The following is a 22,051-nucleotide window of genomic DNA, read 5'->3' as shown; positions in this document are numbered from 1 at the left end:
GTCGGGACGGGCCTACAGACGGAACCTCTCCCCGAGGTAGATCTCGCGCGCCTCAGGGTTGTCCGCAAGCTCCTTCGCGCTCCCCGAAAGGAGGACCTTCCCCTCATAGAGAATGTATGCGCGATTCGTGATCGAGAGGGTCTCCCGCACGTTGTGATCGGTGATCAAGACGCCGATTCCGCGATCCCTCAGGCTCGCGACGATCTCCTGCACGTCCTGAACCGCGATCGGGTCGATCCCCGCGAACGGCTCGTCCAGAAGGAGGAAGGCCGGATCAGTCGTCAGCGCCCGGCTGATCTCCGCCCGCCTCCTCTCCCCTCCGGAGAGCGTGTACGCCCTCGAGCGCGCGAGCGACGCGATCCCGAGCTCCTCCATCAGCCCTTCCGCCTTCCGCCGCCTTTCCGCTTTCGAAAGCGGAAGGGTTTCGAGGATCGCGAGCAGGTTCTCCTCGACCGTCAGCTTCCGGAAGATGGACGACTCCTGCGAAAGGTAACCGATCCCCATGCGCGCGCGCTGGTACATCGGCCGCGCCGTCACGTCCTCCGCGTCGAGATAGATCCTCCCGGCGTTCGGCCGGATCATGCCGACGATCATGTAGAACGTCGTGGTCTTTCCGGCGCCGTTCGGACCGAGAAGGCCGACGACCTCGCCGCGGCCGACCTCGATCGAGACGCCTCCGACCACGCGCCGCCCTTTGTACTCCTTGACGAGCCCGTCCGTTCGAAGACTTCTCCACCCCTTCGGGCCGCGCGGATCAGCGCTCATCGGGCGCCTCCACGGTGAACGCGACGACGTCGCGCTTGACCTCGGCGTTCTGGAGGCCGGGATCGGTTCGGAGCCCGTACCCCGTGATCCTCTTCCTTCCTTCGGAGAGCGTCACGAACGCGTCCGTGTAGATGATCTCTTCTTTGTTGTCCCAGCGGATCCACTCGGTTTCGAGGCGAGCCCCGTCCCGGTTCGTCACGATGACGTTCCCCTCGACCTCCATGTCGGTCGTCTTCCGGTCGATTCTCCCGCGCTCCGCGGTCAGGGTGGAGAGGTACATCTCTTCCCTATCATAGAAATCGACCACAACTCCCTCGGACTCAACCCTTTTCGGCTCCTCGAAGAGCCGAACGACATCGCCTCGAAAGACCCAGCTTTTCCGGTTTTCCCGGTATTCGACCCAATTTCGGACGCGCGTCTCTTGGGTCGCGAGAGGAGCGGGTTCGGTCCCCTCGGGCCGATCGACGCTCTTCTCCCCGCACCCCGCAAAAACGAGGAGAAGCGCCGCCCCGAGAAGCGCGGTCAAGATGTTTCGAGCGTCCATCGGTCGTGCATCCAGACCCATTGGGTCGGGGCCCCGTGAATGAAGCCTTCCAGAACGCGGAGACACTGCGTCGCGGTCTCCTCCAGAACCGTCCGCGATGCGCGGGACGACGGGGGCTCGATCGGTCGCTCGATCGCGACCCGGTACCGCCCTCCCTCGATCCTCCAACAGCCCATCGGAACGAGGAGGGAACCCGTTCGCGCCGCCAGGCGCACCGGCCCGATCTCCGTTCGGGCCGGCCGCCCGAGGAATTCGGTGACGATCCCCTCCCGCCGGCAACGAAGGTCCATCAAGACCCCGAGCATCTCCCCGCCCTTGAGAACCCGGATCGCGCGCCGGAGACACGCGGGCTCCGAACGGAGGAGCGACGCCACCCCGTGCCGCGCGCGCATCCGCACGAGCCACGCGTCGAGCCGCGGATCGAAGAGACGCGCCGCGAGCGCGGTGAGCCGAACTCCCCTTCGTCCGAGGTACGCCGCCATCAGCTCCCAATTTCCGAGATGCCCGGCGACTCCGATCACCCCGAGTCCCGAGGAGAGCGCTCCCTCCAGATGGTTCATACCCGAAGGTTCGACGAGCGCTTCGAGATCCGCACCCTCGAGCTTCTCCAGACGAACGAGGTCGTATGCGTTTCGCCCAAGATCCCGATAGACTCGGCGCGCCGTTCGCTCCGCTCCCGCTGCGTTCCCGTAGACGAGCGCCAGGTTTCGCCGCGCCCGCTCCCTACCGTTTCGCTCCAAGAGATGCACGAGCTCCCCGCCCGCTTCGAAAAGACGCGCGCCGACCGACCGCGGGAGGATCGACCCGGCGCCGATCGCCGCGCGCACCCCCTGGAACGCGATCGCTTCCTTCAACCGCATCGCCGGCATCCCACCTCAATCGCTGCTCGGCTGCTCCTCACGCGGTCGATCCCGCTCCCCGCGGTCACCATAGACGAGCGAAGCGCGTCTGTCAAGCAAGGGTTGTGCCAATGCGGGTTACGAGGCCACGCCGCTCCGGAGGCAATCGTACATGTGCAGGAAACCCAAGGGTTTCGAAAGGGCGTCCACGACCAGTAGACAGGAGATGATCCCTCGCGGGTTGGCGTGCATGATCCGTAGGGCGTCGGCGACGAGAGCATCCGGTCCGATCGTCTTCGGGCTCCGCGTCATCACCTCCCCGACCGCGAGCGAGAAGATGTCCGGCTTCTTCAGCAAGATTCGCTTGAGATCGCCGTCGGTCACGATCCCCGAAACGAGCCCCGCGGCATCCACGACGCCGGTCGCACCGAGGCGCTTCCCCACGATCTCGAGAAGCGCGTCCTTCATGTTCGCGTCCTCGCGAACGAGCGGCATCGCGTCCCCCGTGTGCATGATGTCGCGCACGCGAAGAAGAAGCCTCTTCCCCAGCGCCCCGCTCGGATGAAAGCGCGCGAAGTCCTCGCTCTTGAGACCTCGAAGATCGAAGAGCGTGAGCGCGAGCGCGTCCCCCATCGCGATGCTCGCCACGGCGCTCGCCGTCGGCGCGAGGTTCAGGCTGCACGCTTCCGGCCCGTCGCCGATGAGAAGCACCTCGTCGGCCGCGCCCGCGAGCTCCGAGTCCGGCTTGGCGGTGATGAGGATGAGGCCGACCCCGAGCACGCGAAGCGACGGGACGAGCCGCTTCAGCTCCTCGTTCGCTCCCGAGCGGGAGACCATGAGGACGACGTCCTCGCGCTCGATCACGCCGAGGTCCCCGTGGACCGCCTCGACCGGATGGAGGAAGAACGCGGTCGCACCGGTGGAGTTGAAGGTCGCCGCGATCTTGCGCGCCACGAGACCCGACTTTCCGACGCCGGTGACCACGATCTTCCCGAGCCGCGTCCCCGCCGGATCCTCGCGGCGGACGATCGCCCGCCGGATTCTCTCGACCGCGCGCGCGAACGACGGCCCGATTGTTCCCTCGAGCTCGCGGATCGCCTCGGCTTCCCTTCGGAAGACGGACCGCGCGCGCTCGATCGCGAAGCGCCCCTCGTCCCCGGTCATGCGTCTTCCGCCCGGCTCGCCTCGTGCACGCGGAGAAGCTGCGCGAGAAGTTTCTCCAGGCGCGCGAGAGGGAGCATGCTCGCCGCGTCGCAGAGAGCGCGACTCGGGTCCGGATGCGTCTCGATAAAGAGCGCGTCGCATCCGGCCGCGACCCCCGCGCGCGCGAGAAGAGGAATGTGCTCGGGCGTTCCCCCGGCCGGGTCCGCGCTCGGCTTCCCGTAGACGCGCACCGAGTGGGTGACGTCGAACACGGCCGGGTACCCGTGCCCGCGGAGCACCGCGAGCGAGCGCATGTCGACAACGAGAGTCCGGTATCCGAAGCAGGATCCTCGCTCCGTGAGGAGGATGTTCCGGTTCCCCGCAGACTCCACCTTCCGCACCGAATGGATCAGATCCTCCGGCGCGACGAACTGCCCCTTCTTGATGTTGATCGCCTTTCCCGTCCGCGCGGCCGCGAGAAGGAGCTCCGTCTGCTGCGAGAGATAGGCGGGGATCTGGAGGGCGTCGAGAACCTCCGCTGCGGGCGCGGCCTGCGCCGGCGTATGGACATCCGACAGAACGGGGACGCCGACCTCTCTCTTCACACGATCGAGAACCGCGAGTCCCGCCTCGAGGCCGGGCCCCTCGAAAAACTCGACCGAGGAACGGTTATCCTTTCGGTACGAAGATTTGAACACGAAGGGAACGCCGAGCTTCTCCGCGATCCGGCGGATCGCCTCCGCGGTTCGAAGCGTCAGCTCTTCCGACTCGATCACGCACGGTCCGGCGATGAGGGCGAGCTTCCCCTCCGCGCCAAAACGGGCGCCCCCGATCTCCACGATGCGCGGCGCGCTCATCTCTCTCCTCCCTTCGCCTCGGCCGGCGCCTCGGCCCGTTCTCTCGCGGCGCGGACGAACCCGGCGAAGAGGGGAGCGGGCGCGAGCGGCCTCGAGCGGAACTCCGGGTGGAACTGAGAGGCGACGAAGAACGGATGGCCGGGGATCTCGACGATCTCCACGAGGTCCCGATCGGCGCTCCTCCCGCTCACGAGGAGCCCCTTCGACTGAAGCAGATCCCGGTATTCGTTGTTCACCTCGTAGCGGTGCCTGTGGCGCTCGTGAATCGTCTCGCGCCCATAGAGCGCCCGCGCCCGGCTTCCCGGCGCGAGAAGAACCTCGCTGGCGCCGAGCCTCATCGTCGCCCCCAAGTTCTCAACCATCCGCTGCTCCGGAAGAAGATCGATGACCCGATGTTCGGCGTTCGAGTCGAACTCGCCGCTCGTCGCGCCGGAGAGCCCGCACACGTGCCGGGCGAACTCGATCACGGCGACCTGGAGACCGAGACAGAGCCCGAGGTACGGGACGCCTCTCGTGCGCGCGAAGCGGACCGCCGCAACCTTCCCCTCCATCCCGCGAATCCCGAACCCGCCCGGGACGAGAATCCCGTCGCACTCCTCGAGCACCGCACGCTCCTGATCATCCCCGAGCTTCTCCGAGTCGACCCACACGCTCTTCACGCGGACGTCGTTCGCGATCCCCGCGTGGACGAGCGCCTCGTGGACCGACTTGTACGCATCGACGAGATGCACGTACTTTCCGCACACCGCGATCCGCACGACGGTCGAGGGGGAATGGACCCGTTCCACCATCCGCCGCCATTCCTCGATCTCCGGCGCGGGGAGCGAGAGCCCGAACTGCTCGACGACGAGCCGGTCAAGGCCCCCCCGATTGAGCGCGAGAGGGACCTCGTAGATCGAGGAGGCGTCCCTCGCCTCGATCACGTTCTTCTCGGAGACGTTGCAGAAGAGCGCGATCTTCGCGCGCACGTCCTCCGCGATCGGTTGGTTCGTGCGGCAAACGAGGACGTCCGCCTGAATGCCGATCTCGCGGAGCTCCTTGACGCTGTGCTGGGTCGGCTTCGTCTTCATTTCTTGCGACGTCGTGAGATAGGGGAGGAGCGTGACATGCATGAAGAGGGTCGCCTCGCGCCCGCATTCGAGGCGGAGCTGGCGGATCGCCTCGAGGAACGGAAGGCTCTCGATGTCGCCGACGGTCCCGCCGATCTCGGTGATGACCACGTCCGCCGATGTGCGCCTCCCGAGATCGACGATGCGGCGCTTGATCTCGTTCGTGATGTGGGGAATGACCTGCACGGTGACGCCGAGGTACTCCCCTCTTCTCTCGCGGGAGATCACGGTGTCGTAGATCTGCCCGGTCGTGGCGTTGTTGTGCCGGCCGAGGCTCTCCCCCGTGAAGCGCTCGTAGTGCCCGAGATCGAGGTCGGTCTCCGCCCCGTCGTCGGTCACGAAAACCTCCCCGTGCTGAAACGGGTTCATCGTGCCCGGATCGACGTTGATATACGGATCGAGCTTGAGGAGGGTGACGCGGAGCCCCCGCGCCTTGAGCAGCATGCCGAGCGAGGCGGCGACGATCCCCTTCCCAAGCGAGGAGACCACGCCGCCGGTCACGAAGACGTAGCGGGTCATGCGGTCTTCTCTCCTCTTCCGTCGCGGTTCGGTCCGGTCCCCGGCGAGGCCGCGACGAGCGCGCGGGCACGCTCCAAGTCCTCCGGGGTTTCCACCCCGTGGAACGCTCGCGGCCAGAAAGCGACCTCGATCGGGATGTCGTGGTCGAGGGCTCGAAGCTGTTCGAGCCCCTCCTTCTTCTCCAGGTCGGTGCGCGGGAGATCCACGAATCGGAAGAGGACGTCGCGCCGGAACGCGTAGACCCCGACGTGCTTCCAGCGTTCGATCGGCCCGGGCTTCCACGCGTGCGGGATCGGCGCGCGCGAGAAGTAGAGCGCTCTTCCCGATCGGCTCGCGATCACCTTCACCGTGTTCGGATCCGCGAGATCCGCCTCCCCCTCAAGAGGAACGACGAGCGTCCGCATCGCGACGCGCGGGTTCCCGACCATCGGCTCGAGAACGAGATCGAGCGCGGTCGGCGGAAGAAACGGCTCGTCTCCCTGCACGTTCACCACCACGTCGGCTTCGATCGAGCGCGCGGCCTCCGCCACCCGATCGGTCCCTGTCGCGTGCTCCGGCGAGGTCATCACCGCCCGGTATCCGCCGCCCCGGGCGCAGGCGGCGATCTCCTCATCGTCGGTCGCCACGACGACCTCGCCGACCAGGCGCGCTCCCGCGGCCGCATCGCACACGAGAAGGACGATCTCGCGTCCTCCGATCCGCTGGAGGGGCTTCCGCGGAAGCCGGGTCGACCCGATGCGGGCGGGAACGATCGCCGCGATTCGCTCCCCAGTTCCCCCCATGCCGCTCACCCCCAAAAGAGAGAGAGGGGATACGGATCCCCTCTCCAAGAACGAGCCGCAGCGGGCCGAACACCGGGCGGTCGGAACATCCCCCCCCTACTCGGCCGGCTCCGGGACGAGAACGTTCACGATCTTCCGGTCGCGTCCCTTCCGGACGTATTCCACGATGCCGCCGACCTTCGCGAACAGCGTGTGGTCTCCCCCGCAACCGACGTTGCGGCCCGGGTAGATGCACGTCCCGCGCTGCCGAACCAGAATCTCGCCCCCGAGGACGCGCTCTCCGCTGAAGCGCTTCACGCCGAGCCGTTTCGCCTGGCTGTCGCGCCCGTTTCGGGAGCTTCCCACGCCTTTCTTATGAGCCATCGAACGATCCTCTGCCTCCGCTCCGGCCGGCCGCCCGAACGCGCGGACCGATGCCGGCGGCGCTTGTTTTCTCTCTACCTCTCGATCGAAAGGACCCGGAGCTTCGTGTGCCGGGCCCGCTGCCCGAGGAGCTTACGATACCCCTTGCGGCGTTTGAACTTCTGCGCGAGGACCTTCTCCCCGCGGCCGTGGCCGAGGACCTCGGCCTCCGCCGAGGCGTTCTCGACGACCGGGTTCCCCACGGTGCGCGACCCGTCCTCGACCTCCAGGAGAAGGACTCGTCCGAGCCGCACCTTCTCCCCCGGCTCGGCCTGAAGAAGGGGAACCTCGATCACGCTCCCCGGCTCCACACGAAACTGACATCCCCCGCTTTCGACGATTGCGAACAAAACCTCTTCCCCTCTCGTTCCCTTCTCGGCCGGGGAGCCCACGAGGGGCTTCCCGTCCGGATCGGGCGGAAAATGACCTGTTGATTCATATCACCCCCGCGCGCATCTTGTCAAGCGCGGGAAGGACACAAAAAAACAACGAGGGTCTCCCCCGCTGCGCCCGCCCCGCCCCGCGATCAGAAGACGACCTGGTCGGTCAGCTCCTTCCCCGAGCGCTTCCCGAAGATCCGGACCTCCTCGCGCGAGAGGCTGGAATCGTCCTCCACCTCGACGCTCAAGCGGTAGCGCTTTTCGATCTCCTCGAGCCGTCCCCCGCCCCCCTCCAAGAAGGTCACGGCGAGCTCCGGGTTCAGCTTGACCACGACCTTCTTCTCGTCGCAGTAGCTCGAGACGCGCCTGAGGAGCCTCTCGACCTTTCCGGCGAGCGTCGCCAGGGAGAGGCGCTTCCCCGTCCCCCCGCAGTGAGGGCAGGGGGCGCTGAAGTAGTGGAGCAGGCTCGGCCGCACGCGCTGCCGGGTCATCTCGACGAGCCCGAGCTCGCTCACGCGGAACGTCTTCGTCCGCGAGCGGTCCCGTTTCAGGGCCTCCCGGAGCGTTTCGAGCACCTTGTCCCGGTTCGCTTCCTTCTCCATGTCGATGAAGTCGATCACGAGGATGCCGCCGATGTCCCGGAGCCGCAGCTGCCGGGCGATCTCCTTCGCCGCCTCCAGGTTCGTGCGGACGATCGTCTCCTCCTGATCCTTCTCGCCCGTGTAACGGCCGGTGTTCACGTCGATCGCGACCAGAGCCTCCGCCTGCTCGAGAACGATGTATCCCCCCTGCTTCAGCCAGATCTTCGACGAGAGCGTCTTTTCGATTTCGTTCTCGATCTCATAGGCATCGAAAATCGGAGTGTCTTCCTTATAGAGGTGAACGCGATCCCGGAGTTCGGGCGCGGTCGATTGCAGATACGTGAGGATCTGCTTGTGTTCCTTCTTCGAGTCGATGATGAGCCGGTCCACGTCCTCGCTGAAGAGATCCCGAAGGAGTCCGATCGTGAGCCCGACCTCCTTGTGGAGAAGCGAAGGGCACGGCATCCGCTCGAAAGACTCCTGAATCTGCTTCCAGAGCCGCGTGAGATAGCGGACGTCCGAGGCGAAATGGCGCTTCTGCTTCCCCTCCGCCACGGTCCTCACGATCGCCCCCATTCCGGCCGGGAGAACCCCTTGCACAGTCTCGCGGAGACGCGCGCGATCCTCGCGATTCTCGATCTTGCGCGACACCCCGACCTGGGGGATGCCGGGCATGAGGACGAGGAAGCGGCCGGCGATCGAAAGCTGCGTGGTGACGCGCGGGCCCTTCGTCCCGATCGGTTCCTTCGTCACCTGCACCATGATCTCCTGGCCCTTCTTGAGGAGGCCCTCGATCGAGACGCCGCGCGGGACCTTCCTCGCGGCCGGCCCCGCGCGCTCGCTCTCCTCGTCGATCCCCTCCATAATCTCGGCATCGGGCATCACCATGTCCGAGACGTGAAGGAACGCGGTCTTCTCGAGCCCGATGTCGATGAACGCCGCCTGCATGCCGGGAAGAACGGCGTTGACGCGCCCCTTGAAGATGTCCCCGACTTGGCGCGCGGCGTCCGCTCGCTCCGCGAGAAACTCGACCAGCGAGTGGTTCTCGAGGATCGCGACCCGCGTCTCGCCCGGGCTCGCGTTCACGATGATCTCCGTGAAGATCGACTTGTTGCGCGCCATCGTCTCAGCCCGCCTCCGCGTCCCGATAAAGGTTCCCGCGGAGAATATAGGCCCGCACGCTCTCAGGCACCAGGTAGCGGATCGACTCCCCCGCGCGCACGCGCCGGCGGATGAGAGTGGACGAGATCTCGATCCGCGGCGCCTCGAGGATCCGCACGCGATCGACGAGCCCGGAAACCGAGCGAAGATCGAAGCCGGGCCGCGGGGCGACCACGACCTCCGCCTCCTCGAGGATCGCCTCCGGGCTCCTCCATCCGGGGAGATCCACGAGGCTGTCCGCGCCGATGAAGTAGTACGGCCGCCGGCCACCTTTCGCGCGCGCGATCTCGCGGATCGTGTCGATCGCGAAGGAGCGCCCCTCCCGCTCGATCTCCGTCCGAGAGAGGGCGAAGCGATCGTTCCCCTCGAGAGCGAGCCGCACCATCTCCTCGCGGTCGCGCGCGCTCGAAAGGGCCTCGGCCCCCTTGTGGGGCGGGCGGCCTGCCGGTACGAAGAGCACATCCCGCGCCCCGAGCGCGTCCGCCGCGCACTCGGCGAGGATCAGATGTCCGACGTGGATCGGATCGAAGGTTCCCCCGAAGATCACCACGTCTCCGCTCACGTCCCTCCGTCCCCCTTCGCGCCGGTTCCTCCGAACGACCGCTCGAGGCGGGCGCACCAGGGGGAGTCGGGATATCGGGTTCGAAGCTCCTCGAACGCCTCGGCCGCCTCCTCCGGCATCTTCTCGCGTTCGTACGTGCGCGCGATCTCGTAGAGAGCCTCGGGCGCGAGGTCGGTGTCCGCGTACTCGCCGGCCACGAGACGGAAGTAGAAGCGCGCCGCCTCGTAGCGGCGGATCTTGACGTAGGTCGCGCCGTTCTCCAGCGCCTTCCGCGCGAGGTTCGTCCGCGCCATCTTCACCTCGTCCCGCGCGCGCGGCACGAGCTCGCTCGTCGGGTGCTCGGCCAGAAAGTCGTTGAACTGCGCCAGCGCCTTCAGGTTCATCTCCTGATCGAGCTCCGGCTTCTTCCTCTGGTCCGCGTAGCAAAGACCGATCTCGAAGTCGGCGTCGTCGACCCACTGCGAGCGAGGGTACCGGCGGATGAAGGCTTCGTATTCCTGAATCGCGGCCGGATGCTCCTTCATCGAACGGTAGGATCGGGCGATTCCGAGGCGCGCCCGTTCCTCCCACTCGGTCCCGGTGTAGATCCGGCCGAGCTCCCGATACGCCTCGAGCGACTTCTGTTCTTTCCCCCGTGCGAGATAGCCGTCGGCGCGCGCGAAGCGCTCTTCCGGCGAGCCCTCGGGAAGCAGCTCGCCCGTCCCGCACGCCGAGCAAAGGAGCGCGTAGACGAGAACCGATCGAAGGAACGCTCGCGGCACGGCCGTGCCTTTCCACCGAGGTTCGGTCAGTTGCCTGTCTGGTTCGCGTAGAAGAGCAGAACGAGGCCGCCGATCACGCCGGCAACGACCAGGGGCTCGACGAGTCGGGAGGCTCCGCCGGGAGCGATCTCCGGTTTCGCGAAGGAGTATTGAGCGCTCTCGAGGTAGCGGAGCGCGCCGTAGGGAACGCGGTCGGCCGCGTAGTGCTCGGCGGAATCCGACCAGATCACGTCGCTCCCTTTTTGGAGCCGGAGATCGAGGCGCATGCGCGCGAAGCGCTCCACCCTTTTCGGGCCTATCCAGAAGCGCCTGCCCACGTCCGGATAGCGCATCTCCATCTCGGAGACGCGAAACGTGAGCACCGTCGCCCCCTCGGGGACCGTGGGCCGAGGAGCGGTCTCCTCCTCCCCCTCGCTCGGCGCCGCGCCCTTCGAGGCCGTCGCCTCGCCCGACGATGGAGGCTCTCCCACGACACGCGCGCTCTCGCACCCTTCTTCGAGCGCCGGGAATCGGAAGCGGAGCACCGCCTTGGATGGGGCGGCTGCCCCCGCGCGCTCCCCCGGTTTGAACCGGTAGCCCTGGACCGCGCTCGTCGCCGCGCTCTCGAAAGGCTCTCCCGTGCTCTCCTCCACGACCACATTCGCAACGGAGCCCTGCTCGTTCAAGATGAGGCCCAGGGTCACCTCCCCCTCGAGGCCTCTCTCGCACGCTTCGCCCGGGTACGCGACTCCTTCCCCCGATAGGAGAACGGGAGGGACGTCCACGGGGAACGACAGGTCCAGTTTCTTCGATTCCTGGCCCGGTTTGCCCGCCGCGGCCGCCAAGGCCGGCGGCTTCCTCAGCTCGCCGACACGGACGCGCACTCCGGCGGCGGAGAGGGCCGATACGATCTCGTTCTCGACGATCCAGTCGGCTTCGGTCGGGTCGCCCCCTTGAATGCGGAGCGCCTCGTTCTCCGCATACACGAAACCGTCGAGCGCCTTCGCGACCGCGCCTCGCGCGACAAGCTGCATAAGCTCCACGTTCGTGAGATACGACGATTCAGGAGGCCCGCCCGCGCACGGGCGCGCGCCCAGAAGAAGGAGAGAAAGCAGGACGGGAAGAGCCCCTGGGGCGAGACGGCACGATGGGGACATCCGAGACACGCACCTCATGTTGACCAAGCCCAAGTCGCGCCCTCCCGCTCGGCGCCTAACTGTAGGCGGGCCGCCGAGATCAGGTCAACAGAAAAGGCGTTAACCGGGAGGGGGTTTCGTCCGATAATCAGCCTGAGCGCCTCGAGCGAAGGAGACAATCAATGACGGCCACCAACGACATCATTCATCAGATGTTCGTCAACCTCGCCAAACTTCGACTGGAACCGGAGATCGTGGATCGGATGGCGCCGGTCGTAGATGGGCTCCTCCAGCGGTTGAAGGGGAACCTGGACCTCTCCACCGAAGAGGGCTGGAACCGCCTCCGCATCGCCCTTTGCGGGATGCTTGCCCACGGCTGGGCCCTCGGCATGTCCCCCTTCAACAGCCCCGAGAAGAACGTGGACGGCGAATCGATCGAGGTTCGGGTCTCGCGGGATATCCTGGCTCCGATCGAGGTTCTCAAGGCGATCCGCTACGCCAAGAAGGACACCCACGGCCGGATTCAGAAGGTCCTGTTCGAGCCGAGCGCCGAGACGAAGGTGCGCGAGCAGATCGACCAAATCCTGAGAGAGATCGAGCTCAAACATTGGAAGGGAAAGAAGTAGCCGCCCGGGCTTTCCCTACTCCCAGTCCGGCTCGCCGGAGAGGATCGACCCGTGTCCGGCGGGGCTCTCCAGCTGGTATCGGCCGAGATCGTCGATCCAGAGGGAGAAGAGCTCGCCGGTGACCGGGCAAACGAACGTGTCCACGTCCCGCACGTAAGGCGTGAGCTGGCGGAACCGCGACGCGTAGCGCGCGTTCTCCGTGAAGTAGAGTTCCTGCGCCTTCGCGATCCACTTCATCCGTTTTCGGGAGTCCTGCTCCCGTCGGATCTCCGCGTTCCGGTGGTAGACGGCGACCTGAATGAACACGACGAGAACGAGAAGGGCGGCCACGACGGCCAGGTCGAGCAGAACGATCCCGCGTGAGCTTCTCTTTCGATGGCGCATACGATTCCCCCGATTCGGGATCCCACTATAGTCTCGATCCGCGAGGGGCGTCAACAGGAATCCCTTCCTACTTGTCGATCTCCTCCCATTCGGCATCCTCGATCTGCTCCCCGTTGAGCGGGTTCGGAGAACGAGTCCCGGCCCTCTCCGCGCCCCTCTCCGGGGGCTTCGGGCGGAAGAGGGCCCCGAGGAGCCGCGCCGCCCCATAGAAGAGGAAGAGATAGAAGAGAAAGCGGAGAAGGGCTCCCACGATACCTCCCTCGAGCGGAAAGCCCGCCCCAGACCGCCCGCGATCCAGCGGCGGTCAGGACTCCCCCCGGCGGAGGGTCGGCGCTCGCTCCCTCCTCCCGAGAACGCGCCCCGCCCCGATCCACGCGGCGTCCAGATCCGCCCGGTAGGCCAGAGAGGCGCGTTCCAGCGACTCGATTCGCACCCAGCCGGACGCATGCAAGAAGTCCTTGCCGCCGAGCGAGATCGCCACGTGCGTGGGACGGTCCTCCCCGAAAAAGAGGAGATCGCCTTCCGCCGGGTCTCGCCCGACCCACGTCTCCCCGAGCGAGGCCATCATCCGATCCACGTCCCGCGGCAGCGACACGCCGAAGTGCCCGAACACACGATGCACGAGCCCCGAGCAGTCGAAGCCCTTGGGCGAGGTGCCCCCCCAGAGATAGGGGGCGCCGATCATCCGCCGCGCGGCCTCCACGACGGTCGCGGGGGACGGGGCGCTCGGGATCGCGTCCTCCCGAACGACCGCTTCCGCGGGAAGCCATCCCCTCGCGCCGTCGGCGAGAAGCGTCTCGACCCACTTATCATTCATGGTTAAACTGATAAGACGCGAATCGAACACCGCCTCGCGCGCCGGGGAAGCGTCCTCGCGAGGCGACTCGCGGAGGAGCGACTCGCGCGCGGTCACGCGGAGAACCGGACGGCTCGCGCGGAGAGCCCGCACCTCCTCGCACGGCGCGGCGAGCGTGTTCCGGCTGCACCAGCCGAGGTACCCGTCCCGGGTGCGGACGAGCACCCACTTCCCCTTCTCCAAGAGCCCGTCCACTTCCTCGCCGAGCACGACTTGCGTCAAGAGTCCCGAGCGCGGATCCGGCTCGTCGCGAAGATGAGCGACGGCCGAGATCGCGATGAGCACCCGGACCGCGGAGGAGCGATCGAGGCGCTCGACCGCGCGATCGTCGGCCAGAATCCCTTCTTTCTCGAGAAGGTTTCGAAGGCTCCAGACGAGGTTCTCGGAGGTCGCGTACCCCTCGAGGACGACCGCGCCCCCCTCCGCCCGCGCGGAAAGCTCCATCCGGTCGTACCGGCGGTCCGCCGCGGCGGCCGCCTCGCGGAGGCGCTCGCGCACACGAAGAAGAAGCTCGTTCTCGTTCAAGGGCTCCTCCGATTGCGGCCGGCGCTAGGGCGAACGGTCGTCGGCGATCCTGCCGTCGAGCAAGCGGATGATCCGATCCGTCCTACGCGCGATCTCCTCTTCGTGCGTCACGAGGAGGATCGTGTTCCCCGCCTTTCGGATCGAATCGAAGATCGCGAGGATCTCCTCGCCGGTCGCGCTGTCCAGGTTTCCGGTCGGCTCGTCGGCAAGGATGAGGGACGGCCGGTTCACGAGAGCGCGCGCGATCGCGACGCGTTGCCGCTCGCCCCCGGAGAGCTCGTTCGGCCGGTGGCGCGCCCGATCGAGGAGGCCCACTGCTCGGATCGCTTCGCCGGCCCTGGCGCGGCGTTCCTGCTTGCCGACCCCGGCGTAGATCAGGGGGAGCTCCACGTTCTGGAACGCGTTCGCGCGCGGAAGAAGGTTGAAGGTTTGAAAGACGAACCCGATCTTCCGGTTGCGGATCGCCGCGAGCTCCTCTTCGGAGAACCCGGAGACCTCGACCCCATCCAACCGGTACTCGCCCGCGGTGGGCGTGTCGAGGCACCCGAGAAGGTTCAGGAGCGTCGATTTCCCCGAACCGGAGGGACCCATGATCGCGATGTATGCGTTGCGCCGGACCTGGAAGGTGACGCCGCGAAGCGCGGGGACATCGAGCTTCCCGAGCCGGTAGGTCTTCGAGAGATCCTGCGTCTCGATCAAGTATCCGTTGGCGCTCGGCATCTCAGCGAATCGCCCCCACTGCTTTCTCCCACGCCGCGCGCGCGGTCATGTGGTCGTAGGTCGCCTCGACCTCTGCGGCGCGCGCTTCCCGAAGAGCGGCCTGCGCCTCGATGAGATCCAGAATCGGAACGAGACCGTGCTCGTACTTCCCCCGCGACACGCGGAGGTCCTCTTCGGCGGCCGCGACCGTGCGCGCCGCGGCTTCCATCTTCTTCAGTCCCTCCTCGATCGAGAGGATCGCCTCTTGGATCTCGAGCTCGATCCCTTTCCGGGTCGCCTCAAGGCCGTGGCGGGCCGCCGCCGCCCGCGCCTTCTCTTGACGCACGCGCGAGGCGGCCCCAACGTTGAAGAGAGGGACGTCCAGGCTGATCCTCGCGGTCCACGTGTTCCGCGTTTCGTCGAAGATGTCCCCGCTCAGCATCGTGTCCCTCCAACCGTAGGAGAAGCTCCCCCCGAGAGACGGGACATACTCGCCCCACGCCGCTCCGGCGCCGTCCTCGCTCGCGCGCGCCGCGTACTTCATCTCGCGAAGGTCGGGCCGGTTCTCCTCCGCCGCGCGCATGCTCTCGTCGAATCGCGGAACCTCTGTGCGGATCTCCTTCGGAGGCTCGACCTCGATCGGAAGGGTGACATCCATGCCGAGAAAAGCGAGAAGCTCCGCGCGCGCCGTCGCAAGGTTCTTCTCCGCGGTGATCACGTCCAGCCGGTTCGCTTCCACCTGCGCGCTCGCCTTGAGCACGTCGGCGGTGACGCCCGCTCCCACCTCCTTCCGCTTCTCCGCGAGCTTGAGCTGCTCCTCCCCCACCCGAAGGTTCTCGCGCGCCACCTCGAGGAGATCGACCGTCATGAGAAGCCCGTGGCATGCCGCCCGGACCTCGTAGATGAGCCCTTGACGGTCCGCATCGAAGCCCGCACGGCCCGCTTCCCGGCTGTTCCGCGCGCGATGGATCGATTTCACGCCCGAGAAGGAGAAGAGGGTTTGGTTCAAGTAGATCCCTAGGGCATGGTTGTCGAACTCCCGCGTTCCCGCGAGCTGAAACTCGGAGTAGCCGATCTTCGTCCGTGATCCGTCGTAACCTCCGTCCACCCGAGGAAAGAAGGCGGCATAGGCCTCGAGGACGGCCCGCTCCGTCGCTCGGGTGCTCTCCCGGCTCGAACGAAGGGACGGGTTCAGGTCGAGCGCGATCTCAACGCATCGATCCACGCCGAGCGGAACTCCGCCTCGGATTGCCTCGGCCGCGCGCTCGGCGGTGGAGGGGGTTCCGTCGGCGCTCGGGACGGAGACCGCGAGAACGAACACGGCCGATGCGGCGAGGAGAACGACACCACGCTTCATGCGAGACTCCTTGTCGAGGGGGCGTCTTCCCGCGGCGCTCCGGCGAAGCGCCGCCGACCTACGATTCACCCTACGCGAGAGTAGGCGCTTTCGTTCCCTGAGTCCAGGCCGAGGGCACTAGGTCAGAGATGCGCGGTCGCGATCTGGATCGCCTGCCCGATCGCCCACGGGAGAACCGCGGCGACGGCTGCGCGGAGCCCCGAGACGCGGAGAACGATCTTGATCCCGAGAGCGTAGAGCACGAGAAACCAGATCGAGAAGAGGTCGAGCGCGACGAGTACCGCGAAGAGCGCCGAGCGGCCTTCACCGGCGGCGAGCGCGGCCGGCCCGAAGTAGACCTCCCCGCTCCCTTTCGCCAGGACGAGCGGCACCCAGAGAAGCAGCCGAGGAACCTGCACCATCCTCCCCCATGTCGCGACCTGGAAGAGCCGCGTGAACGGCCGTTCAACGCCCAACCCCCCCGTCGCCGCGAGCACGAGATACGCGCCCCCCGCGTGAGCGGCGAGGGCGAGAAGGAAGAGGAGCGGTGCCGTGACAACGAGACCGAGGCGCACCGTCCGGCCGCGGAGGATCTCCAGCGCCTCGGCGCTTCCGCCCCGCTCGCGGATCTCCGCCGCCCCCCGGCTCTGCATCGTCTCCAGGAGGGGGTCGAGCGTGACGAACGTGGAGAGCGTGACGAGGACGAGAAGAAGGACGAGCGCCGCGCGCCACCGCGGCCTTTCCGCGATCGAAGAAAAGAGGCCCGCCGGCGAGAACCAGAGGGCCAGGCAATCGTTCCAGAAGCCGGGGCGCCCGTCGGGTGAGGGCCGCTCGACCTCGCTGCTTCCGCTCATCGTCACGGAGCTCCGCCGGTACCCGGCCGGCGCGCTTCCCCTCGACGGACGCGACTCCGGATCAGCGCTGGCCGGACCGGATGTAGAACTCGAACGGAACGAGGATCCGGCTCTTCACCGGGATGTCCCGCTGCTTCGCCGGATAGAACTCGCTCTTGAACAAGGCCTGCTTCACCGGCTCGTTGAAGATCTCCGCCGGCGACTGCACGATCTCCACCCGGATCACGCGCCCCTTCTCGTCGATGTAGACCTTCGCAACGACGGTCCCCTCGATTCCGGCTTGGCGCGCGAGCGCCGGGTAGTCCGGGCGGAAAATTCGCTTTTCCATCGGCGGGTCGCTGTACGTGAGGAACTCCGCGTCTCCACCGCCCATCTCGCCCGGATCGACGTAGTTCAGGCGCGCCGCGGTCGGGTTCTTGACGTTCACTTCGGTGTCCTGGATCGTCTCTTCCGGGTCCGCCTCGTCCGACGCAAGGACCTCGGTGAGCTCGGCCGCGAGCGGGATCGAGGGACGGATCGCTTCCACCGGGGGAAGAGGAACCTCGACCTCCTCGGGAACCTCAAGGACGACGATCTCCTCCTCCTTCTCGGTCACGTACGCCTCCACGTTGACCTCGGGCGTCCACACGAACCCGATCATGTGAAGAAGCACGGCGGCGATGAGCGCAAGGTCGAAGTACTTCCGAAAGCCGAGCTTGAACTTGACGTTTTCCGTGGCGACAAGGCGCGCCATCGCCTACCTCCTCGGCTCGTAGTCGGCGTTGAAGCTCACCTTGGTTGCGTTCACCTGCTTCAGCTCCTCCATCACGTCCGACATGATCTTGTAGGAGACCCTCTTGTCGGCGTTGAACGCGACGACGAGCGCCGGGTTCAGCTGGAGCCTTCTCAAGATGAGCGACTGGATGGAGCGAACGTCCACCAGCTTGTCGTTGATCGAGATCTGTCCCCTCGCGTCGACCCAAATGTGGGCGAGCTTCTCGCGTGGAAACTGCTCCGTCGCGGCCGCCTTCGGAAGCTCGACCGGAAGGCCGTCCTCCATGCGGAAGATCGTCGTCGTCATGAAGAAGACGAGAAGAAGAAACGCGATGTCCGCCATCGAGGCCGTCGGAATGGGGGCGGTCTTCCTTGCGCCTCTCTTGAACTTCTCTTTCCTCGCCATCGTCTATCCGCCTCCGCCCGTGCGAAGCGTGATCTTCGTCGCCTCGGCGAGCTTCAGCTCGTCGAGCACGTCCACCATGATCCCGTAGTAGGATCCGGGGTGGGTCTCGATCACGCAGATCGTCTTGTCGTTTTCGATCAGCCTCCTCCGAATCACGTCCTCGAGCCCCCGCACCGCCGTCTCGACCCCGTCGACCGTCACCCGTCCGGAAGCGGCGATCCTGATCTCGCACAGGTTCTGCTTCGCGATCCGCTTCGGGCTCGTCCCGAGGTTCGGGAGCACGATGTCGAGGCCCTTCTCCACGTTGAAGATCGTCGTGACGAGGAAGAAGATCAGCAGGAGAAAGGCCACGTCGGACATCGACGCGTTCGGGATTTCCGGCTCCCCTTTTGCCCTCTTCCGAATCTTCATGTTACTTGCCTTCCAGCGTGCCCAGGCTCTCCATGACCTCCGAGGCGGCTTCTTCCATCTCGATCACGAAACGATCGATTTGGGCGACGAAGAAGTTGTACGCCGCCTGGCACGGGATCGCGATGATGAGCCCCGCAGCCGTCGTGATCAGCGCCTCGGAGATACCGCTCGCGACGATCTTCGCGTTCACCTGCTCCGCCGCCGCGATGTCGTTGAACGCGCGGATCATCCCGGACACCGTCCCGAGGAAGCCGAGCAGCGGGGCGATCGTCACGATCGAGGAGAGCACGATCAGCCCGCGCTCCAAGAAGCTCATCTCGATGGCGCCCGCCGTCTCGATCGCTTTCTCGATCTCCACGCGCCCCTGCCGGGCTCTCAGAAGCCCGGCGTGGAGAATCGCGGCGATCGGCCCCCGCGTCTCCTCGCACACGCGCATCGCTCCCTCGATCCCGTCCTTGTTGAGCGCCTCGACCACTCGGCCGATCAGGTTTCGCACGTTCACCTTCGCGCGGAAGAGGGTGACGAGCCTCTCGATGAGAACCGCCAGACCGATGATCGAGCAGGCGAGAAGCGGCCACATGAAGTTTCCGCCCTGATCAAAGAGCTGCACGAGCCCGCTCTTCGCGAGGCGCCCGAAGAAGCCGGTCTCTTCCTCGACGTCCGCGAAGCCCGCGCCGCTCGCGAGCTCCTCCGTTGAAGCGGCCGGTTCCTCGACCGCCGTTTCCGCCTCGCTTGCGACGCCCGGCTCCTCCTCCGCCGCCCCGAGATCCTCCTGCGCGCTGAGAGGCGCCGCGATGAGGAGAACCCCGAGAAGCGCTCCCATCAGAGCCCAAACACCCGTCTTCCTGCCGATCGATGTCATCGAAGCACTCCTCCGATTTCCGGTCCTTGATCTCTTCTCGATGCGAAGCTCGAGAGGGAACCGGCGCGGGGCGGAATCCCGCTCCGGTTGACAACCTCGCTCAAATTCAAGAGTTAGACTCTACCCACGTCCATGCGCCTTGTCAACCGTTTTGTCAGTATTCCCCCTCTTCCGAGCTTTCCACCAGACGGTAGTTCCCGTAGCCCTCCAGGTCGGCGAAGACAAACCGGAGGCCGAGCCCGCCGGCCACCTTCCCACGATCTCCAAGGATGCGCCCTCTTTCGTTGTACGTCCAGACCTCGTACTCTTTTTCTTCTACATTGTAGCCCCCGCGCGACCGCCCGACCTCGCCGATCTGACCCATCGATCCGGGTCTCGTGGACGATCCGGGAACGAACGATTGATCGGCGAACCCGATTCGGATCTCGTCCGGTTCGCCGTAACGAATGTAGATGCGGCCTCGATCCGTTTCCATCCCCTTGAGAAGAAGAGCTCCGTATCGCACGTTCGCCGTCCGAATCCGCTGATAGTGTTCCTCCCGGAGCTCGTTCAGTTCCGTGCCGGGCGTCGGATCCCTCGCCTTCCAGTACTGCTCGATCCACGCCCTCCTCTCCTCGGGTGCCATCCCCTCCAACCTCTGAAGATCTCCCTGCCCGAGAATCGGGCGCATCTCCTCGATCACGCTCTCCTCGGAGGTCCTTCCCCGGTAGCTCCATGCCTGCCCGCCGCTCGTCTCGGCCTCCCATCCGGCCGTGTCCTCGCTCTTCCAGATCACGCGGAAGCGGCGCTCGTCTTCCGTTACGAGATCGCGTGAAGGGCTCTCGATGGAAACCTGGAGATCGTACGATCCGGGATCGAGGTCTGCAAGGTTGAACGTGCCGCTCCGCCGGAAGCGCGAAACCCCGGGCGCCGCTTGAAGCGCCACCTTCTCCTCGAGCACGACCGCCCCATCCGAGCCGGTCACACGGTGCGTCACGCGGTACGGTTCTCCCGCCGGATCCTGCCCGTCGCCGAGATCGTAGATCTCATAGTAGAACGAGAGGACGGGCATGAGGGCGCCGTAGAGACGGTTCGGCTGCGGGATCACCTCGAGGTTCCCTTTCGCGAACTCGCTCGCGGCATCCGGCGCCAAGCTTCGCGCGAGCTGGATGTCCGAGATCGCGAGAGCTTGCGGGCGAAACCCCTTGGCCTCGAAGTACGCGAGCGCCTTCCCCATGTTTGGACGCCTCCCGAAGAGCCGGAAGAAACCGAAGCCGCGCGTCCGTAGGTCCTCCACTTCCACCACGAGCTGATACGGACCTTCCGGCAGCGAGAACGCATGTTGGAGAAGCTGGAGACCGCCCCCCCCCTCCGCGCTCGGTTCCTTCGGGAGAACGGCGGTCATCGCTTTGCGAAGGATCGTCTCCCCGGTCGGCCAGGCCCGGAAGTGGAATCGGACGCGGATCTCGGCATCGGCTGTCCCGTTCCCGCGGTCCTCGAAGCGGAGATCCTTGCTCGAGAGGAGGAGGTAGACCTCCTCGGTCGTGTTTCCGGCCGATCGGGGAAAGCTGACCGCGTCGACCACGAAGCGGATGCGCCCCGCGGAACCCACCGGCTCGCCGTCGGAATCCGCGCTCGCACCGGACGCGGCGGACAGCGCCATCCCGAGCAGGAGAAGGAGTCTTCCGGTGGCCGGCCCGAGTCTTCCCGTCTTCCTCACGCCGCACCTCCAGCGCCGCCCTCTTCCGGACGGTCTCCCGCAGGAAGACGCGACCCGTCCGACCGCCGGCGCGGGTCGCGGCTAGTAGCTGAGGATGACGCTGACCTGATGCGTGGCGCCCAACTCCTTCATGTTCATGAAGGAGTAGTTCACGTCGGCCGTCGCGGTCGCGCTTGTGGGGAATCCCACGCCGAATCCGAGCGCGTAATCCTGGATGTCGCGGTTGGTCATGTAGCCGCCCCTGAGAGCGACGGAGAACCTCTCCAGCGGGATGTATTCGTACTCGAGGCCGAGATTCGCGCGCTCTTTGTTGTCGCTCGGATGGTTGAACTCGGCGGACGTCAGGACCGCGTGTTGCGCCGACCGAAACGCGTCCATCGCGACGCCGAGCTTGAACGTCGTCGGCGGAGAAAACTCTTGATCGATGAACTTCATCGTCGGGCCGATGTTCTGCACGGTCATGCCGATCGTGACCGTTCGGAAGCCGGTGTTGTAGAGCGTTCCGAAGTCGAAGTTCAGCCCCTCGGCGAACTCGTCCTCGAGGCCCTGGTGAATCCACTTCAGCGTGCCTCCGAACGCGAACTTGTCGGTGAGGAAGCGCGCATAGGAGACGCCGATCGCCATGTCGCCCGCGTCGAACTGCTCGAGCTCCTGCGAGCCGGCGAGGTTCCGTCCATCGGGGTGATACTCGGTCGTGCGGATCATCGGGTCCATTTGAAGCACGTTGAGGCTCACACCCATCACCCCGGGGATCCCTCCGTACGTGAAGACATACCCGGCGAACTCGTGGCCGATGTCCGCCGGCCACGCGGAATGCGAGAAGAACACGTGGCTCTGCCCCTCGAGCCTCGCGATTCCCGCGGGGTTCCAATAAAGCGCCGAGGCGTCGTCGGCGATCGCGACGAACGACTCGCCCATCGCGACCCCTCTTCCCCCCACACCGATCTTGAGGAACTGAGCGCCGATGGTTCCCACCTTCGCGAAGATCTCCGTGCCGTGGGCCGCGCCGTGCACGAGGAGGAGACCAACGAACGCGGCTGCGAGTCGGTTCCGCATCAGCAATCGCTCCTTTCTTCTATCTTCATGAGTACCGTCGCGCATGGAATCCGTCCTCCCCGCT

General features: G+C 66.2%; 26 protein-coding genes. 1 reads left to right on the top strand and 25 read right to left on the bottom strand.

Annotated features, from left to right (window positions below; genetic code table 11):
- Window positions 1-12: 12 nt before the first annotated feature.
- From lptB to FJY73_01310, 13 genes are all read right to left on the bottom strand, one after another.
- On the bottom strand, window positions 13-765 hold the full coding sequence (lptB, locus tag FJY73_01370; GenBank protein MBM3319316.1) for an LPS export ABC transporter ATP-binding protein: 753 nt from the start codon (window positions 763-765) through the stop codon (window positions 13-15).
- Complete coding sequence (gene lptC / locus FJY73_01365) at window positions 755-1,309, bottom strand: LPS export ABC transporter periplasmic protein LptC (GenBank protein MBM3319315.1); 555 nt, start codon at window positions 1,307-1,309, stop codon at window positions 755-757. Before lptC ends, lptB begins: the two co-directional genes overlap by 11 nt.
- Window positions 1,288-2,169: a lysophospholipid acyltransferase family protein gene (locus FJY73_01360; protein MBM3319314.1), complete on the bottom strand. Its 882-nt coding sequence runs from the start codon at window positions 2,167-2,169 to the stop codon at window positions 1,288-1,290. Before FJY73_01360 ends, lptC begins: the two co-directional genes overlap by 22 nt.
- 117 nt (window positions 2,170-2,286) lie before the next feature.
- Window positions 2,287-3,312 (bottom strand): KpsF/GutQ family sugar-phosphate isomerase, encoded by a 1,026-nt coding sequence (locus tag FJY73_01355; protein ID MBM3319313.1) that lies wholly within the window; start codon window positions 3,310-3,312, stop codon window positions 2,287-2,289.
- Complete coding sequence (gene kdsA / locus FJY73_01350; protein MBM3319312.1) at window positions 3,309-4,148, bottom strand: 3-deoxy-8-phosphooctulonate synthase; 840 nt, start codon at window positions 4,146-4,148, stop codon at window positions 3,309-3,311. The genes FJY73_01355 and kdsA overlap by 4 nt, the downstream gene beginning before the upstream one ends.
- Complete coding sequence (locus FJY73_01345) at window positions 4,145-5,776, bottom strand: CTP synthase (protein ID MBM3319311.1); 1,632 nt, start codon at window positions 5,774-5,776, stop codon at window positions 4,145-4,147. Before FJY73_01345 ends, kdsA begins: the two co-directional genes overlap by 4 nt.
- Window positions 5,773-6,558: a 3-deoxy-manno-octulosonate cytidylyltransferase gene (gene kdsB, locus FJY73_01340; protein MBM3319310.1), complete on the bottom strand. Its 786-nt coding sequence runs from the start codon at window positions 6,556-6,558 to the stop codon at window positions 5,773-5,775. The genes FJY73_01345 and kdsB overlap by 4 nt, the downstream gene beginning before the upstream one ends.
- 96 nt (window positions 6,559-6,654) lie before the next feature.
- Window positions 6,655-6,921, bottom strand: coding sequence for a 50S ribosomal protein L27 (gene rpmA / locus FJY73_01335; protein MBM3319309.1), 267 nt, complete (start codon window positions 6,919-6,921; stop codon window positions 6,655-6,657).
- Window positions 6,922-6,995: 74 nt separating this feature from the next.
- Window positions 6,996-7,310 (bottom strand): 50S ribosomal protein L21, encoded by a 315-nt coding sequence (gene rplU / locus FJY73_01330; protein ID MBM3319308.1) that lies wholly within the window; start codon window positions 7,308-7,310, stop codon window positions 6,996-6,998.
- A gap of 176 nt (window positions 7,311-7,486) precedes the next feature.
- Window positions 7,487-9,043 (bottom strand): Rne/Rng family ribonuclease, encoded by a 1,557-nt coding sequence (locus FJY73_01325; GenBank protein ID MBM3319307.1) that lies wholly within the window; start codon window positions 9,041-9,043, stop codon window positions 7,487-7,489.
- Between the two features lie 4 nt (window positions 9,044-9,047).
- Window positions 9,048-9,644 (bottom strand): nicotinate-nucleotide adenylyltransferase, encoded by a 597-nt coding sequence (locus FJY73_01320; GenBank protein MBM3319306.1) that lies wholly within the window; start codon window positions 9,642-9,644, stop codon window positions 9,048-9,050.
- Window positions 9,641-10,405 (bottom strand): outer membrane protein assembly factor BamD, encoded by a 765-nt coding sequence (bamD, locus tag FJY73_01315; GenBank protein ID MBM3319305.1) that lies wholly within the window; start codon window positions 10,403-10,405, stop codon window positions 9,641-9,643. The genes FJY73_01320 and bamD overlap by 4 nt, the downstream gene beginning before the upstream one ends.
- A gap of 26 nt (window positions 10,406-10,431) precedes the next feature.
- Window positions 10,432-11,541 carry an energy transducer TonB gene (locus tag FJY73_01310; GenBank protein MBM3319304.1) on the bottom strand — a complete coding sequence of 370 codons (1,110 nt, stop codon included), beginning with the start codon at window positions 11,539-11,541 and terminating at the stop codon, window positions 10,432-10,434.
- Between the two features lie 161 nt (window positions 11,542-11,702).
- Between FJY73_01310 and FJY73_01305 the strand changes: the two genes are divergently transcribed.
- Window positions 11,703-12,146, top strand: a complete 444-nt coding sequence (locus tag FJY73_01305) for a hypothetical protein (protein ID MBM3319303.1) — start codon at window positions 11,703-11,705, stop codon at window positions 12,144-12,146.
- A 15-nt stretch (window positions 12,147-12,161) separates the two neighbouring features.
- Here the strand turns inward: FJY73_01305 and FJY73_01300 are convergent, their stop codons facing one another.
- The 12 genes from FJY73_01300 to FJY73_01245 all read right to left on the bottom strand — a co-directional run bounded on the left by FJY73_01300 (window position 12,162) and on the right by FJY73_01245 (window position 21,987).
- Window positions 12,162-12,530, bottom strand: a complete 369-nt coding sequence (locus FJY73_01300) for a hypothetical protein (GenBank protein MBM3319302.1) — start codon at window positions 12,528-12,530, stop codon at window positions 12,162-12,164.
- Window positions 12,531-12,597: 67 nt separating this feature from the next.
- The gene (locus FJY73_01295) at window positions 12,598-12,780 is read right to left on the bottom strand and encodes a hypothetical protein (protein MBM3319301.1); all 183 of its coding nucleotides are present in this window, start codon (window positions 12,778-12,780) and stop codon (window positions 12,598-12,600) included.
- A gap of 54 nt (window positions 12,781-12,834) precedes the next feature.
- Window positions 12,835-13,911 carry a C40 family peptidase gene (locus FJY73_01290; GenBank protein ID MBM3319300.1) on the bottom strand — a complete coding sequence of 359 codons (1,077 nt, stop codon included), beginning with the start codon at window positions 13,909-13,911 and terminating at the stop codon, window positions 12,835-12,837.
- Between the two features lie 24 nt (window positions 13,912-13,935).
- Window positions 13,936-14,610 carry an ABC transporter ATP-binding protein gene (locus FJY73_01285; GenBank protein ID MBM3319299.1) on the bottom strand — a complete coding sequence of 225 codons (675 nt, stop codon included), beginning with the start codon at window positions 14,608-14,610 and terminating at the stop codon, window positions 13,936-13,938.
- A gap of 22 nt (window positions 14,611-14,632) precedes the next feature.
- Window positions 14,633-15,967: a TolC family protein gene (locus FJY73_01280; GenBank protein ID MBM3319298.1), complete on the bottom strand. Its 1,335-nt coding sequence runs from the start codon at window positions 15,965-15,967 to the stop codon at window positions 14,633-14,635.
- Between the two features lie 122 nt (window positions 15,968-16,089).
- Window positions 16,090-16,800, bottom strand: a complete 711-nt coding sequence (locus tag FJY73_01275) for a YIP1 family protein (protein ID MBM3319297.1) — start codon at window positions 16,798-16,800, stop codon at window positions 16,090-16,092.
- A 61-nt stretch (window positions 16,801-16,861) separates the two neighbouring features.
- Window positions 16,862-17,533 (bottom strand): energy transducer TonB, encoded by a 672-nt coding sequence (locus FJY73_01270; protein MBM3319296.1) that lies wholly within the window; start codon window positions 17,531-17,533, stop codon window positions 16,862-16,864.
- Window positions 17,534-17,536: 3 nt separating this feature from the next.
- Window positions 17,537-17,959 (bottom strand): biopolymer transporter ExbD, encoded by a 423-nt coding sequence (locus tag FJY73_01265; GenBank protein ID MBM3319295.1) that lies wholly within the window; start codon window positions 17,957-17,959, stop codon window positions 17,537-17,539.
- Between the two features lie 3 nt (window positions 17,960-17,962).
- Window positions 17,963-18,370 (bottom strand): biopolymer transporter ExbD, encoded by a 408-nt coding sequence (locus FJY73_01260; protein ID MBM3319294.1) that lies wholly within the window; start codon window positions 18,368-18,370, stop codon window positions 17,963-17,965.
- A 1-nt stretch (window position 18,371) separates the two neighbouring features.
- Window positions 18,372-18,950 (bottom strand): MotA/TolQ/ExbB proton channel family protein, encoded by a 579-nt coding sequence (locus FJY73_01255; GenBank protein MBM3319293.1) that lies wholly within the window; start codon window positions 18,948-18,950, stop codon window positions 18,372-18,374.
- Between the two features lie 436 nt (window positions 18,951-19,386).
- The gene (locus tag FJY73_01250; protein ID MBM3319292.1) at window positions 19,387-20,931 is read right to left on the bottom strand and encodes a GWxTD domain-containing protein; all 1,545 of its coding nucleotides are present in this window, start codon (window positions 20,929-20,931) and stop codon (window positions 19,387-19,389) included.
- Between the two features lie 81 nt (window positions 20,932-21,012).
- The gene (locus tag FJY73_01245; GenBank protein ID MBM3319291.1) at window positions 21,013-21,987 is read right to left on the bottom strand and encodes a PorV/PorQ family protein; all 975 of its coding nucleotides are present in this window, start codon (window positions 21,985-21,987) and stop codon (window positions 21,013-21,015) included.
- Between the last annotated feature and the right edge of the window lie 64 nt (window positions 21,988-22,051).

It is taken from the genome of Candidatus Eisenbacteria bacterium (assembly GCA_016867715.1).
Lineage (GTDB): Bacteria > Orphanbacterota > Orphanbacteria > Orphanbacterales > Orphanbacteraceae > VGIW01.
Note: the sequence above shows the minus strand (reverse complement) of the source record. Positions and strands in the feature narration are given on the sequence as shown.